The 15,261-nt window shown below is 61.1% G+C and carries 12 protein-coding genes; 10 read left to right on the forward strand and 2 right to left on the reverse strand.

Going from position 1 to position 15,261, the window contains the following annotated elements; genetic code table 11:
- Positions 1-152 precede the first annotated feature (152 nt).
- From SMD14_RS00375 to SMD14_RS00415, 10 genes are all read left to right on the forward strand, one after another.
- The gene (locus SMD14_RS00375; RefSeq protein ID WP_321214900.1) at positions 153-1,541 is read left to right on the forward strand and encodes an MmgE/PrpD family protein; all 1,389 of its coding nucleotides are present in this window, start codon (positions 153-155) and stop codon (positions 1,539-1,541) included.
- Between the two features lie 43 nt (positions 1,542-1,584).
- On the forward strand, positions 1,585-3,366 hold the full coding sequence (locus tag SMD14_RS00380; protein WP_321214901.1) for a thiamine pyrophosphate-binding protein: 1,782 nt from the start codon (positions 1,585-1,587) through the stop codon (positions 3,364-3,366).
- A 3-nt stretch (positions 3,367-3,369) separates the two neighbouring features.
- The gene (locus tag SMD14_RS00385; protein ID WP_321214902.1) at positions 3,370-4,830 is read left to right on the forward strand and encodes an NAD-dependent succinate-semialdehyde dehydrogenase; all 1,461 of its coding nucleotides are present in this window, start codon (positions 3,370-3,372) and stop codon (positions 4,828-4,830) included.
- Between the two features lie 24 nt (positions 4,831-4,854).
- Complete coding sequence (locus SMD14_RS00390) at positions 4,855-5,997, forward strand: thiolase family protein (RefSeq protein WP_321214903.1); 1,143 nt, start codon at positions 4,855-4,857, stop codon at positions 5,995-5,997.
- A gap of 74 nt (positions 5,998-6,071) precedes the next feature.
- Positions 6,072-6,839 carry an SDR family NAD(P)-dependent oxidoreductase gene (locus SMD14_RS00395; protein WP_321214904.1) on the forward strand — a complete coding sequence of 256 codons (768 nt, stop codon included), beginning with the start codon at positions 6,072-6,074 and terminating at the stop codon, positions 6,837-6,839.
- A gap of 58 nt (positions 6,840-6,897) precedes the next feature.
- Positions 6,898-8,046 carry an acyl-CoA dehydrogenase gene (locus tag SMD14_RS00400; RefSeq protein ID WP_321214905.1) on the forward strand — a complete coding sequence of 383 codons (1,149 nt, stop codon included), beginning with the start codon at positions 6,898-6,900 and terminating at the stop codon, positions 8,044-8,046.
- Positions 8,043-10,193: an acetate--CoA ligase family protein gene (locus SMD14_RS00405; protein WP_321214906.1), complete on the forward strand. Its 2,151-nt coding sequence runs from the start codon at positions 8,043-8,045 to the stop codon at positions 10,191-10,193. The genes SMD14_RS00400 and SMD14_RS00405 overlap by 4 nt, the downstream gene beginning before the upstream one ends.
- A 44-nt stretch (positions 10,194-10,237) precedes the next feature.
- Positions 10,238-11,056 carry an enoyl-CoA hydratase-related protein gene (locus SMD14_RS00410; protein ID WP_321214907.1) on the forward strand — a complete coding sequence of 273 codons (819 nt, stop codon included), beginning with the start codon at positions 10,238-10,240 and terminating at the stop codon, positions 11,054-11,056.
- 195 nt (positions 11,057-11,251) lie between these two features.
- Positions 11,252-11,575: a helix-turn-helix domain-containing protein gene (locus tag SMD14_RS20250; RefSeq protein WP_409339696.1), complete on the forward strand. Its 324-nt coding sequence runs from the start codon at positions 11,252-11,254 to the stop codon at positions 11,573-11,575.
- 50 nt (positions 11,576-11,625) lie between these two features.
- Positions 11,626-12,426 (forward strand): IS3 family transposase, encoded by an 801-nt coding sequence (locus SMD14_RS00415; protein WP_409339697.1) that lies wholly within the window; start codon positions 11,626-11,628, stop codon positions 12,424-12,426.
- Between the two features lie 187 nt (positions 12,427-12,613).
- On the opposite strand, the gene SMD14_RS00420 is transcribed toward SMD14_RS00415, so the two are convergent.
- Both SMD14_RS00420 and SMD14_RS00425 read right to left on the reverse strand, forming a co-directional pair.
- The gene (locus SMD14_RS00420) at positions 12,614-13,294 is read right to left on the reverse strand and encodes an IclR family transcriptional regulator C-terminal domain-containing protein (protein WP_321214908.1); all 681 of its coding nucleotides are present in this window, start codon (positions 13,292-13,294) and stop codon (positions 12,614-12,616) included.
- A 747-nt stretch (positions 13,295-14,041) separates the two neighbouring features.
- The gene (locus SMD14_RS00425) at positions 14,042-15,238 is read right to left on the reverse strand and encodes a bifunctional 2-methylcitrate synthase/citrate synthase (protein ID WP_321214909.1); all 1,197 of its coding nucleotides are present in this window, start codon (positions 15,236-15,238) and stop codon (positions 14,042-14,044) included.
- Between the last annotated feature and the right edge of the window lie 23 nt (positions 15,239-15,261).

Raw genomic sequence — 15,261 nt, forward strand, 5'->3', positions numbered from 1 at the left:
GGTGCGAGGTTCTGAGTATGGTATCGTCTGTAATCACGAATACACGTACGTGATGCGGAACAAGTCCTCCTCAACATACGCGTCTGATGCAGCACCTGTCGCGCAGTTACTAGATAGAGGCCTTCGTGCAAAAACGAGATCAAAGGAGACCCGTGAGCTCACTTACGGCTGACATCGGCCAATTCTTGGCGAATGTGAAGTATGAGGACTTGCCACCTGAGGTTCTGCCTATGGTTCGTGACGCTTTCACCGACACGGTGGCGGTTGTGATGGTTGGTCTTGACCAGCCGGTCACGGAAATCGTCAGGCAGACGCTCGTGGAGCCGTCCGACACCCCTGAAGCCCGCGCCTGTCTTTCGGACCGGCTCGTATCCGCGCCTGGGGCCGCCTTGTTGGCTGGGGCCATCGCGCATTCACTGGACTACGACGATCAGTCCATGTCTGGCCACCCCAGCGCAGTCCTCGTCCCGGCAATCCTGGCCGAGGCCGAGGTTCTGGGCTCTACCGGTAAGGACATGGTGACCGCCTACGTCGCTGGCTATGAGGTCTGGTGCGAGCTCTGGCGGCGCGATCGTAATTACCATGCCAAGGGCTGGCACCCAACTTCCGTATTCGGCAGTCTGGCAGTAGCTGCTGCCGGAGCGGTACTTCATCGGCTGCCCGCCGAACGCGCCGCTGCCGCGGTTGCCATTGGCGGAAGCTACGCCGGGGGGCTCTTTTCAAACTTCGGGTCGATGATGAAGGGCTACCACGCCGGCATGGCAGCCCGTTTTGGATTGGAAGCAGCCCGACTCGCGGCCGCAGGGATGACAGCAGGGCACGATGCGATAGAGAACCAGCAAGGCTTCCTCATGGCTTTCTCCACTGACCGCACCCCCGACCTGACCTCGGAGTCAAAGCTCGGTAAAGAGTGGTACCTGCCGAAGCACAAGTTGCAGACCAAACTGCACCCCACCTGCTACTTCCTCCACCGATCTTTCAACGGCACCGTCAAGATGCTCGCCGGGCGCCACGTCAACCCGGAGGACGTCGAATCAGTTGATGTCCGCATGGGTCGCAGCCAGGTAAGGGTACTGGTCTATAGCCAGCCAAAGAATCGCTGGGAAGCAGAGTTCAGCGGTCAGCACGGGATCGCCGCCGCGGTGATCCTCGGAAAGATGGGCGTACCAGAACTCTCCGATGAAGTAGTTCTGAGGCCCGACTTCCAGGCCTTCTACCCGAAGGTGAAACTCATCCCTATCGACGACGTGGACGAGAGGGACCCCGTCTTCTCTTCGTACGAGTCCGTAAAGCTCACACTGAAGAGCGGCGAAGTGATCGAAAGCGGACCCATCCTCAGCGTCCCGGGCCACGCCGACGAACCGTTGACCAGCCAGCAGCTTTGGGACAAATTCCGTGAGTGCACCGCTAAGACCCACTCCGATACTGATGCCCGCGAGCTATTTGACACCCTGCAGCGAATTGATTCGCTGTCATCCGTGAAAGAGCTTCCCACCCGCGTAGGGCTCTTCGAGAGCAACTTCGCCAGCAATGTCCGCTAACGGATCCATCCAGGGTCCATTCAGAATCTGATTGAGGAAAATCATGGGACAAATTACAGTCGCACAGGCCATCGCCCGTTTGCTGGAGCAGATGGGTACGGAAGTGGTCTTTGGTCTCAATGGTCACGGCAACTGGGCGTTGCTTGATGCGTTGGTACATGAGACTGATATCCGGAGCGTCGCCGTCCGGAGCGAGGACCACGCTGTCGAGCTCGCGGACGGATATTGGCGCCGTAAGCGCAAGCCCCCGCTGCCCATCGTGACCACAAGTGTTGGGCCCGGCAACATGAATACGGTACCTCCGATCGCCACCGCGTACTACGAGTCGATCGGCATGCTGATCCTTGCCGGTGTGGGTGCCACCCACTGGTTCGACCGCGGCGGCATCGAGGAGTTCTATCGTGACAGCCCCGAGGACTGGGCTGGTGTGATGAGGCCGATCAGCAAGAAGTCGCTGATGGCTACCCGCCCTGACACCGTCATCGACATGTTCCTGAAGGCATACCAGACGGCTCATTCCGGGCGTCCGGGACCAGTGGTTATGGCCATCCCTTTCGACATCCAGAACACTCTCATCGACGATGACCTTCCCGATCCGCGGCCGTACATGGTCTGCCACCGTCCCTCGGCCGACCCCGCAGGCGTGGCCAAGGCGATCGAGTTGCTGAAGTCTGCAGAACGGCCGTCAATTGTCGTCGGAAGCGGCATCGCGAACTCCGGAGCGTACGACGCGCTGTTCGAGTTCGCTGAGACCACGGGCATACCAGTTGCCATGACGCCAACCGGCAAGGCGGCATTTCCTGAAGACCACCGGCTCTCCCTCGGCTGTATCGGCCGCGCCGGTACCGGCCAGGGCAACTATGGTGCTCGCCACAGTGACGTCGTCCTGGGCATCGGGACGCACTTCACTGACATCGACACCGGCGGCTGGACCCTGTTCGATATTCCGACGAACACCAAGCTCATCCACGTTGACATCGACACCAGCGAGTTGGGCCGTGCTTACCCGACGGCAGTCGCAATGACGTCTGATGCGCGGCTCGCACTGGAGGCGTTGACGGCGGCTGCCCGTGTAGCAGGGGTCACTGAACAGACAAAGTGGACCTCTCTGCTGGATTCCAAGCGCACCGAGTGGCTGGCCGAAACCGAGCATATGCGCACCTCGAACATCTCACCGCTGCACTACGCCAGGGTCACCTGGGACACAGCTTCGGTAGTTGCCGAAAATTGCCCTGATGCCTCGATTCATTTCGATACCGGCAATCTGCTCAGCTTCGGTCCGTCGTTCATGCCGGCGTCTTCCCGCAACGTCGTCCACTCCGGATTTATGCACCGTATGGGCTGGAGCGCTGCTTCCGTTTTGGGCGCCAGCATCGCAAGCAACAACGGGCCGGCAATCGCGCTTCTGGGCGACGGTGCGTTCCTGATGCGTGCCACCGTGGTTCCTACAGCAGTTGAACTCAACCTCCCCATTGTCTGGGTCGTCATGGACAACCGGTCGTTCCAGATCGAGCGTGAAACGATGCTCAAGGTCTACGGGCGGGAGTCTATGTGTGACTACCGCAAAGTTGGTGAAGAAGAACTCTGGGGACCTGACTACGTTGCCATGGCTCAAGCCATGGGCGCTGAGGCGATGAGGGTGGACAAGGCGGAGGACTACAAACCCGCTCTGGAAAAGGCCCTTGCTTCTGGCCGTCCGACGCTCATCAGCGTTGACACCGAACTTTCGACACCCCAGTGGCGGGCGATCTGGTATCCGTACCCTGCGGACTTCAACGAGACCTGGAAGCCAGGCCCCGTAGATACCACTACTACAGGAGCGTAAATCGTGGCTGAACTGCGCCTCAATGACCCAGATCTACTCCGTCAGCATTGCTTGGTGGGAGGCGAGTGGGTCACGTCCGACTCGGGCGAAAGTGTCCTCGTCCTGAATCCCGCCACGGGAGAGGAAATTGGTTCGGTTCCGTTCTTCAGGGCTGAGGAAACGCGTCGTGCGGTCGAAGCCGCTGACCAGGCTCTACCCGCTTGGCGTGGCTTGCTGGCAAAGGACCGGGGGCGTCTCTTGCGTCGTTGGTTCGACCTGGTGATTGAGAATCAGGAGGATCTGGCGCGGATCCTGACAGCGGAACAGGGCAAACCCTACAAGGAGGCACTGTCTGAGGTTGTCAATGGGGCGCAGTTCATCGAATGGTTCGCTGAAGAGGCACGCCGGGCTTACGGCGAGACGATTCCGGCGCCGGCACAGGACCGCCGTGTTGTGGTGATCAAGCAGCCAGTTGGGGTGTGCGCTGCCATCACCCCCTGGAACTTTCCTAACACGATCGTGACCCGCAAGGCAGCTGCGGCACTTGCTGCCGGATGCACGATGATCGTGCGCCCGGCCACCGAGACGCCCTATTCTGCCCTGGCTCTCGCCGAGCTCGCACGTCGTGCAGGAATCCCCGGTGGTGTTCTGAACATCATCACCGGTCACTCAAAAGACATGGGGCTTGAACTGACAACCAATCCCGTCGTGCGGAAGCTGTCGTTTACAGGGTCCACCGGGGTTGGCCGCATCCTTATGGGTCAGAGTTCGGGCACGATCAAAAAGCTCGCCCTCGAGCTTGGGGGTAATGCGCCGTTCATTGTCTTCGAGGACGCAGATCTCGATCAGGCGGTCGAGGGCGCACTGGCTTCCAAGTTCCGTAACTCAGGACAAGCGTGCGTGGGAACGAACCGTTTCTATGTTCATGACGCAGTCTATGAAGAGTTCTCGACGCGATTGGCAGGTCGCGTCAACTCCCTGGTCGTCGGGGACGGAACTGACCCGGAGGTCACGATGGGACCCCTGATCGGCCAGGATGCCGTTGAAAAGGTCGAGTCGCACATCGCTGACGCCGTCGCAAAGGGTGCACGTGTCATCGCGGGCGGAAAGCGGCACCCCCTTGGCCGCTCGTTCTTTGAACCCACGGTCATGGTGGATGTCACCCATGATGCCAACGTGTCCCGTGAGGAGACCTTCGGGCCGCTGGCCTCGATCTTCCGCTTCACGGACGAGAAGGAAGTCCTCACCGCAGCCAATGACACGGAGCTGGGCCTTGCAGCCTACGTTTACACCCGAGACATCGGACGGATCTGGCGCATGAGCGAAGGCATAGAAACGGGCATGGTCGGCATAAACGTCGGACTGATGGCCAACGAGGCAGTTCCCTTCGGAGGCATCAAGGAATCCGGGTTCGGGCGGGAAGGGTCCCACTACGGACTCGAAGACTACCTGGAAGTTAAGTACATCTGCATGGGCGGGCTCTGACCTGATCCGTATTAGGAGGACGAAATGCGCGAAGCCGTAATTGTTGAGGCAGTTCGCACGCCGATCGGACGGCGAAAAGGGTTGTTGGCGCATGTGCACCCTGTGGACCTGTCAGCACACGTTCTCAACAGCCTGCTTGCACGAACTGGCCTGGACCCCGAGACAGTCGATGATGTTGTGTGGGGCTGTGTGACGCAGCTGGGCGATCAGTCGGGAAATGTTGGTCGGTTCGCCGTTCTGGCAGCCGGATGGCCCGAGTCCATTCCGGGTGTCACGATCAACCGCGCCTGCGGCTCCAGCCATCAGGCCATCGAATTCGCAGCAATGGGTGTCATGTCAGGCCGATACGACCTGGCAATCGCCGGTGGAGTCGAGACGATGACACGGGTACCCCTGGGAGCCACCCGTGCAGTGGGCGAACCCTACGGGCCGGCTATGAACGCCCGCTACCACCACGCGGGCTTCGAGCAGGGGGCCGGCGCGGAAATGATGGCTGACCGCTGGAAGCTACGCCGGACACAACTCGACGAATATTCGCTGGCGTCCCACGTGAAAGCCGCCACCGCCACCGACTCGGGTGCTTTTGAGCGACAGCTCGTCCCGGTGCCAGCCGCACCGGACCTGCTACACGACGAAGGAATCCGGCGCAATTCCTCCCTTGAAGCGTTGGCGGGACTCAATCCGGCCTTCCGTGAAGACGGGGTGGTGACGGCGGGCAACGCATCACAGATTTCCGATGGAGCGGCAGGCGTCATCATTACGACACCGGAACGTGCCGCCGAACTGGGGCTCACCCCAATCGTGCGGCTGCACAGCGGGGTCGTTGTCGGCGATGACCCCACTCTCGTGCTCTCGGCCCCCATACCCGCGACCGCGAAGCTCCTGGCCCGCAGCGGGGTCCGCCTGGATGAAATCGGCGCGTACGAGGTCAACGAAGCATTCGCGGCCGTGCCGCTGGCTTGGTTGAAGGAAACCGGAGCAGACCCGGCGAAACTCAATCCGCTTGGCGGCGCGATCGCCGTTGGGCACCCGCTGGGCGCGTCCGGGGCCATCCTGATGACCCGTCTCGTCCACCACATGCGTGACAACGGCATCCGTTACGGACTCCAAACCATTTGCGAGGCCGGCGGCACTGCGAACGCGACGCTGGTTGAGCTCGTGGGCTGAGCGATAGCCAGCCCGCATCCCTATCCGACAGGGGCTCCCGCCCCTACCCGCATGAACATTGGAAGGATCCTCTCTTGGAACTCGAGGGAACATCGACGCTGGTCACCGGCGGCGCATCAGGTCTCGGTTTTGCAACTGCGGCACGGCTTGTGGCCAAGGGCGCAAGCGTGGTCCTGCTCGACCTACCCGGCTCCCCGGGAGCGGAGGCGGTTGAGCGCTTGGGGGAGAGGGCCACGTTCGTGGCAGCCGACATCCTCGAAGAGGACCAGGTAGCAGCCGCGCTGGATAGGGCACAGCAGACCGGGCCTCTGAGAGGCGTTGTGCATTGCGCGGGCCGCGGTGGCGACCGGCTCCGGATCGTTGACAAGGAAGGCAAACCCGGCGACTTTGACAGCTTCCAGAATGTCGTCAGAGTCAACCTCTTCGGGACCTACAACATCCTCCGGCTGAGCGCAGCAAGGATGGCTGAGAACGAAGTCGTAAATGGTGACCGGGGGGCGATCGTACTTACCGCATCGGTGGCCGCATTTGATGGCCAGATCGGCCAGGCCTCCTACACGTCATCTAAAGCTGCCGTGCACGGCCTGACCCTGGTAGCAGCGCGTGACCTGGCCAGTCGGGGAATCAGAGTCAACACGATCGCCCCCGGGACGTTCGATACCCCGATGTTGGCCAGGCTTCGCAGCGATATTCGTGAAGGGCTTGCGGCGGCTGTCCCGCATCCTTCACGCCTGGGCAACCCCGAGGACTATGCCCACTTCGCCGTCTCACTGCTTGAGAACGAATACATCAACGGAGAGACGGTTCGACTCGATGGCGCCATCCGGATGCCACCACGATGACGGCCAAATCGATCCAACAGCCGAACATCTTAAGCCACTGAACGAAGGAGAAAAACGCGTGGACTTCGACCTCACCACCGAGCAAAAGGACTTCCGTGATTCGGTTCGCGCGTTCGCAGAACGCGAACTCGCAGCCGGCGCACTGGAGCGTGCTCACAGCAGCGACTATCCGTGGGACGTCGCAAAGAAAATGGCCGACAACGGCCTCATCGGCATCACCTTGGCAGAGGAGGACGGTGGTGGCGGCGGGTCCCTCATGGACGCGGTCATTGCCATCGAACAAATCGCCGCAGTGTGTCCTCGTAGTGCCGATGTCATCCAAGCCGGTAATTTCGGAGCGCTCCGGGTGCTGGCAAACTTCGCGAACGCTGAGCAGAAGTCCCGTTTCTTGGGGCCATTGCTCGACGGGTCGGGCCTGATCTGCGTCGCGATGACTGAGCCCGACGCCGGTTCGGCTGTCACCGAGCTCACCACGACTGCAACCCCGGATGGCGACGGCTACAGGATCAACGGGACAAAGATCTTTACAACCCATGGACTTCACGCCTCCGTGTTCCTGGTCTATGTCAGGTTTGGGCCGGGCGCCGACGGCGTCGGGTCCGTCTTGATCGAAAGGGATGCCGAAGGCATGAGCTTCGGCGCCCCGGCGAGCTTCATGGGCGGCGAAGACTGGAATCCCATCTTCTTCGACAACGTCTACATCCCCGCCGAGAATGTTCTTCTGGGTGCCGGAGGGTTCAAGAAGCAGATCGCCGGCTTCAACGTCGAGCGGATCGGAAACAGCGCCCGGGCACTGGCTTTGGGCCGATACTCCTACCAGCTGGCACGGGAGCATGCTCTCGTACGGAAGCAGTTCGGCCGTGCGCTTTGCGAGTTCCAGGGACTTCAGTGGAAATTTGCTGACATGAAGATCAAGCTCGACGCTGCCCAGTTGCTGCTCTACCGTGCTGCGGTGAATGCGGACACCGGCTTCCCTTCCGCAGAGGAAACGGCCATCGCCAAGGTCATGTGCAACCGGACTGGATTCGATGTCGCGAATGAATCGTTGCAGGTCCTAGGCGGCATGGGGTACAGCGACGAAATGCTTGTGGAATATTGCCTGCGCCGAACACGAGGGTGGATGATTGCCGGCGGAACCATCGAGATGCTGTTGAACCGCATCGCAGAATCCGTGTTCGATCGCCGATTCTCCCAGAGGCACTCATGATCGACGTATATGCCACGGAGCCCAAGGGGGCATCAGTGAACGAGCAGGACCGTCGAGTCTTCGATGCGCTGTTCGCGCCCCAAGTGATCGCACTGGTCGGGGCTTCCAGCGATGAAACAAAGCACACGTCACGGCCGCAACGATCGCTTCGGCTGCACGGTTACACGGGCAAGATCGTGCCGATCAACCCAAAGCGGGATGAGATCTTCGGCGACCGTGCGTATCCAAGTCTCCTCGACGTCCCTGACACCATCGATCATGCTTTCATTATGGTGCCGGCAGCAGCGGTACCACAGACCATCGAGCAATGCATCGAACGTCGCGTGCCTGTCGCCACCATATACGCCGACGGTTTCGCAGAGGCCGGGCCCGAGGGCCGCCGAATGCAGGAGGAACTCGTCGCCCGTGCCCGTGAGGGCGGTGTCCGCATTCTCGGTCCGAACTGCAGCGGCGTGCTTAGCACCAAACCGTCCAGCGCCCTCTCCGTCAACGCTGCCATCGAGCAATTGGAGATCAAACCAGGACCGCTCGCCGTCATCTCCCAGTCAGGGAGCATGACTGGTGGACTGCTCTCACGTGGGCTCGGCCGCGGCGTCGGATTCTCCAAAGTCGTATCCATCGGCAACGAGAGCGACATCACCGTCGGTGAGATCACCGACTGGCTCGTGGACGACCCAGAGACAGGCACCATCCTGCTCTTTCTCGAGACGATCCGGGACGCTCCCCGTCTCGCCTCAGCTGCCCGCCGCGCCGTGGAGGCCGGGAAACCCGTCATCGCGTACAAGCTCGGCCGTTCAGATGTCGGACGACGCCTCGCTGCATCCCACACGGGGGCGATGGCCGGCTCCGCGGAAGTTGCCGATGCGTTCTTCACCGCCCACGGTATCCTGCGCATCGACAACCTTGAAACGATGTTTGAGCTTCCTACTCTCCTGGCCAACAAGGGCCCATCAAAGCAGCATAGGGTTGCCGTGATGTCGACAACGGGCGGGGGTGCTGCCACCGTAGTGGACCGTCTGGGCACCATGGATGTGGAAGTTGTCTCTCCGAGCGAAGCCGTTGTTGCCGCCCTTGCAGGGAAGGGGATCGACATCCCCCGAGGACCTTTGACTGACCTGACACATGCCGGCACACGGGCAGACGTCTACGGGGCAGTACTTGACGAGCTCGTCGCTTCCGACCACTGCGACCTTGTTCTTGCCATTGCAGGCAGCTCTGCACAGTTCCAACCGGAGATCTCGGTTGGCCCGCTTCTCCGCGCCGGGAACCAAGGCAAACCGTTAGCTGCGTTCTTCGCCCCGCACGCCTCGGAAGCCCTCCGGCAACTGGGCGAAAGCAACGTTGCCGGCTTCCGCACGCCCGAGTCCTGCGCCGATGCAGTCCGGGCCTGGAGCCAGTGGAAGCTTCCAATGCCTGTGCCTGCTGTCGATCGGCCGTCGCTGGCCGCGGTGGCGGATTCCATCGCGGCCCTGAACGGTCGACGTCCGAACGAGCTTGAGTCCGCAGCGGTCTTTGGAGCGTTGGGCATCCGCACGGCACCGGCCGTCGTCGTTTCAGGTGAAGCAGACGCTGAGTCTGTCTCCGCGATGGACATAGAATATCCGGTCGTCGCCAAGGTCCTGTCAGCCGATATACCTCATAAAACGGACGCTGGCGGGGTTGTCCTCCGCATTAAGAGCCCCGAGGAGCTGTTACAGGCCATCCAGGATATCCGCGGAAATATTGCCAGGCGGCATCCGGACGCAAGCGTTGACGGTGTGCTCGTCCAAAGAATGGAGGCGGGCCTGGCCGAAGTGATCCTCGGCTTCCGTCGTGATCCTGAAGTCGGTCCGGTTGTAGTGCTCGGCGTCGGCGGAGTTCTCGCGGAGGTCTACAAAGACATCGCCATACGCGTCGCTCCCGTCGGTATCGACGAGGCACGCTCGATGATCGAGCAGGTTAAGGGACTGGCCGTAGTGCGAGGCTACCGAGGGCTTCCGCTCGGTGACACCGAAGCATTGGCGCAGGCCGTGGTCTCCCTGTCGCAGCTGGCCGATGACTCGGTCCAACAGATCGCAGAGGCCGAGATTAATCCCCTGCTTGTACTGCCCATCGGAGCGGGCGTAGTGGCCGTCGACGGCCTCGTCATCTGTTCGCAGGGCACCTGACCGGTTCGAGCCTCCGATTTTGAGATATATCAAAGGAATGATTCATGACGATCGATAATGCTCCGACTGACGAAGTCCTCGCAGAACTTACGAGCGACACCGTGATCGTTACACGCGCCCAACCGGGGGTTGCGCAGGTGACAATCAACCGTCCGGAACGTCGCAACGCTCTCAATCTGGAAGTCAAGGAGCTCATTGCCCGTGCGGTGGAAACGTTAGGCGCCGACCCGTTGGTGCGTGCCATCGTGATCACCGGGGCGAACGGTGCCTTTGTTGCAGGCACCGATGTGGCAGAAATGCAGTCCTTGACCCCGGTAGAGCACACACTGAAGGTTACGGATCGGATGTTCACAGTGCTGAGGGCATGCCCCAAGCCACTGATTGCAGCAGTTGAAGGATACGCACTCGGCGGCGGATGTGAGCTGGCGCTGTGCTGCGACATCATCGTCGCATCAAAGCGAGCGATTTTCGGGCAGCCCGAGATTCTGCTGGGTGTGATCCCGGGGGCAGGGGGTACTCAGCGGCTGTTGCGCGCGGTGGGACACTATCAGGCGATGCGCTTGTTGCTGACAGGTAAGCACGTTTTCGCAGAGGAAGCGCACGCGATGGGCCTTGTTTCGGAGATCGCGCCGGAAGGAAAGGCTGTTGAACAGGCTGCAGAGATGGCAGCACTCATCGCCAGGATGCCGCCCTTGGCCGTGGCGGCGATCAAAGAAGTCGTACGTGCCGGGGCGGATGTGCCCTTGGACACTGCCCTCCTGCTTGAGCGAAAGGCCTTCCAGGTTCTGTTCGATTCACAGGACCAAAAAGAGGGCATGCGTGCATTCCTAGAGAAGCGAACGCCTGAGTACCTCGGTCGATGAACACGAAGGCTGCCGCATACATAGAGCAGTTTTATGCATGCACGTAGTTCATTGGCTGAGGCTCAGCGCGAGGCGGCTGTAGCGTTGTTTGCGAAAGGCGTCGGGTATCGGGCGGCGGCCCGGTCGCTCGATGCGCCCTGGGTGTCGGTCAGGGCACTGTATGGGCGGTGGAGGATTCATGGGCAAGGAGTGCTGGTGGCCAGGGCGGTGAGGTCGTACTCGTTTGAGTTCAAGCGGGCCCTGGTCGAGCGGTTCCTCGCGGGCGAGTCCGGCCCGGATCTGGCAGTCGAGGCAGGTCTGGCCTCCCGTGAGCTGCTGCAAAAGTGGGTCCGGGCGTATCGTCTGGACGGCGAGGACGGGTTGCGGTCAAAGCCCAAAGGCCGGCCCCGGAAACCCGGTTCCCCGCCACCCGCGGAGCTGCCCGAGCTTGAGCGGTTGCGGCGGGAGAACGAACGGCTGCGCGCTGAGGTGGCGTACCTGGGAAAACTGCGGGCCTTGAGGGAACAGGGACAACGGTAAAGGTTCAAGCCGTCGTTTCCCTCAAGGCTGACTATCCGCTTGGTGTCCTGTTGGACATCGCCGGGCTGGCCAGATCCACGTTCTTCTATCACCAGGCCCGGCTGCAGGCGCCCGACGCGAAAGAGAAACTCAAAGCCGCGGTCACGGAGATCTTCGAAACGAACCATGGCCGGTACGGGCACCGCCGCATCCACATCGAGCTGGTCAAGCAAGGGTGGACCGTCGCGAAGAAGGCCGTGCTGAAGCTAATGCAGGCACTCGGGCTGGTCTGCAAGGTCCGGCGCAGGAAGCGCTACAACTCCTACCAGGGCGAACAGGGCGCGGTAGCGCCCAACGTGCTGAACCGGGAGTTCGACGCTGATGCACCGAACCGGAAGTGGGTAACCGATGTCACGGAGTTCAGCGTCGGCGACCGGAAGCTCTACCTCTCACCGGTCATGGACCTCTTCGACCGGCAGATCATTTCCTACTCGCTGGGCTCATCCCCAAACCTGGCGCTCACCAACGATTCCCTTCGTGAGGCCCTGACCTGCCTGCAGCCCGGTCAGCAGCCGCTGGTGCACTCGGACCAAGGCTTCCAATACCGCCACGCATCCTGGCGCACCCTGATCGCTGGAGCCGGCGCGGTCCAATCAATGTCCCGCAAGGGAAATTGCTACGACAACGCCGTCATGGAGAACTTCTTCGGTCACCTCAAGGAAGAACTCTTCCACCGCGTCCGATTCCTCAACACCGACGCACTGGCAGCTGCAATTGAGGAATACATCCACTGGTATAACACCAAAATAATCTCAACCAAGCTCAAGGGCCTAAGCCCGGTCCAATACCGTGCCCAGGCCCTCGCACCTTAGGATCCTATTTAGCCAGTCCAACTTCTCGGGACCAGTTCAAGCTGCGGGAGTCTTCGTTTTTTCGTCGGGCGGCGAAGCTACGGTGGCCGCTGGGAACGTAGGTCGCCACCGGCAGGTGGATAGGGGAGTCCGAACGGAAATAGCGCATCTCAAACCAAGAGGATGAGCGCGAGCGACAGCTGTATGGCTAACCAGTGATGGAACCGGCCGCCGCGAGCATGTCGGCGGCAATTTCATCAACCTTGTCCTCCATGCGCGATCTCGGACCTGCCATTGCAAGACTCATGGTCACCGGGGCCTGTCCCACGAAAATTGGCACCGCCACGCCAATGTGGTCTGTTCCGGATTGTCCGACGTTGATGCCGATGTGAGTTTCTCGGGTGCGGGCCACCTCGGACCTGACGTACTCCGCATCCGATGGTTCCGGATGTTGACGCCGCAGGTATCCTTCGAATCGCTTGGCGTCCATGAAGGCAAGGAAGACCCGGCCCGAACTTCGCGGCCAGAGAACAAGGCGCCGGTTGAGCGTGGGATTTGCGCGAATCAGGGTTTCGGGCGCAGCGCTGTCTAGGTAGACGACTGAGTCTCCTACCAGGGAAGAAAGCATGGCGGTTTCATTCCAGCGGGCTGCCAAATCAGACAGGATATGACGGTAAGCGAATTGAGCCGCTACAGATTCCGTTGTGATGAGGCTCGAGATAGCGGGCCCCACGACGTACGCCCCATCGGCTTCCCTGAGGTAGCCGGTCGCGACCAGGCCCTTGGTCAAAGCATGCAGAGACGACTTAGGTGCTGCCAGGGCCTTGGCGAGGTCTCCGAGCTTAACCCCCCGCAGACCACTCGCAACTACGAGCTCAAGAATTGTCATGACGCGGCCCACTGTGCGATGCTCCGCTGAAGCGGGACCGCCGTTTAGGCTAGCTGGCATAGACTAGGCTCCTTATTTTCTGTTGGTGCCACATGGCTCATATATAAGCATACGCGGTCCCATACGTGAACGGCCAAAATTGGTGGTGGCGGGCCTGCGACTAATGATCGCAGTCTTTACCAGCCCACGACCAAAGTCCTGAGTGCGGGCGGTGCCGTCACCGGTACATGCTCAAGGTTTTAGGAAAGCGGACCGGCGGGGGCATCGCGGCCGCACAAGGCCGACGCTATCTGCTTTTCTTAGTCAGTGGCGTCCACTAAGCAAGTCCGCGGATGTGGGTGCCCGAGGCCCTCCGCTCAATCAGAGAAGTTGATGGGAACTTGCGAGCCCGGTCGTTCCGTCTCCGCGCGTGTGAGGCACCAGGAAGATGGACCCGCGGATGGCGGAGTTGGCAACTCCGCTATCCGCAAGCATTCCAGTGCAACTGGAGGAGCGGTTCCGGCGCCGGCCCTTGACCTTCAAGGTGCCTGTTGCGAATACCGTGCGTACCGGCGCCGGAGGTTTTAGGGCTTACCTGATGCGAGCGATCTCTTGGGCGGAGGTCCGGTGCCTCCGCCCCTGATCCTAGTGACGGCCGGTGACCTGAATTTAAGACGCCGGCGAAGGGGTTGTACTCTTCGTAGTCGACCAATTCCTATAGGCGGGACCTGGTGTTGCTCAGGTGGGCATCTGGGTCAGGCCTGTGGGCTACGCTGCAGACTCCTCGGCGCGCCGTGCGACGGCTGCCTCGGCCTCGGCGGCGGCAGCATCGGGCACATAGCCTTCGATGTGGCGCTCATCAGGGCCGTTGTACTCTGACAGCGGGCGGATGAGTGCGTTCGAAGCCGCCTGTTCGAGGATGTGGGCAGTCCACCCTGTTATTCGTGCTGCGATGAAGACAGGTGTGAAGGTGACCGTGTCAAAACCGAGGAGGTTGTATGCCGGGCCGGAGGGAAAATCAAGATTCGGGTAGATGCCCTTTCGGCTAACAAATCCAGCCTCGAGCGCATCGTAGAGTTCGGCGACATCAGGACGGTCGAAGTGCTCGACCAGTGTGTCCAGGGCGGTTTTCATAGTGGGTACGCGCGAGTCGCCGCGCTTGTAAACTCGGTGGCCAAAGCCCATGATCTTCCGCTTGGAGGCGAGGGCTTTGTCGAGCCAAGGCTCAACGTTGGAGGCGTCTCCGATTTCGTTGAAAATATGCAGCACCGCCTCATTCGCGCCCCCGTGTAGCGGTCCCTTGAGTGCGCCAATAGCGGCAACGACTGCCGAGTACAGGTCACTCAATGTGCTGGTCACGACGCGAGCAGTGAAAGTCGAAGCGTTGAAGGAGTGCTCGGCATAGAGGATCATCGAGCGGTTGAATGCGTTAGCCGCGACATCGTTAGCCTCCTCACCGAAGGTCATCCACAGGAAGTTCGAGGCGTAATCGAGGTCGTCCCGGGGTTCGATCAGGTCCAGTTTGCGCCGTCGGCGCTGCCCGTATGCCACGATCGCAGGGAGTGCAGCGAAGAGTCGCACGCTTCGAGCGAGGTTTTCGTCCGGAGTTCCGCTTGCCTCGAATACGGAGCCTGTTCCGGCGAGGTCGCGGGCACCCAGCAGACTAACTGCAGTGCGTACCTCGTCCATTGGGTGGGCGTTGAGCGGCACCAGGTCAATCGCCGCCTTCACCTCCGGATCGAGGGCTCGGTGGAGCCGTTCCTCGGCTCGGAGTGTGGCGAGTTCGTTGGCGGTGGGCAGCTCGCCGTGCCACAGCAGGTACGCTACCGCTTCGAACGGTTGGGTCGCAGCGAGCTCCTGCACGGGGTAACCGCGGTACAGAAGCGAGTTGGTCTCAGGGTTGACCTTGCTCACGGCCGTGTAGTCAACAGTGACTCCCGCGAGGCCTTTCTTGATGTCCGTCATTGCACACTCCTTCGTGATGCTGA

This window comes from Pseudarthrobacter oxydans, from assembly GCF_034258515.1.
Taxonomy (GTDB): domain Bacteria; phylum Actinomycetota; class Actinomycetes; order Actinomycetales; family Micrococcaceae; genus Arthrobacter.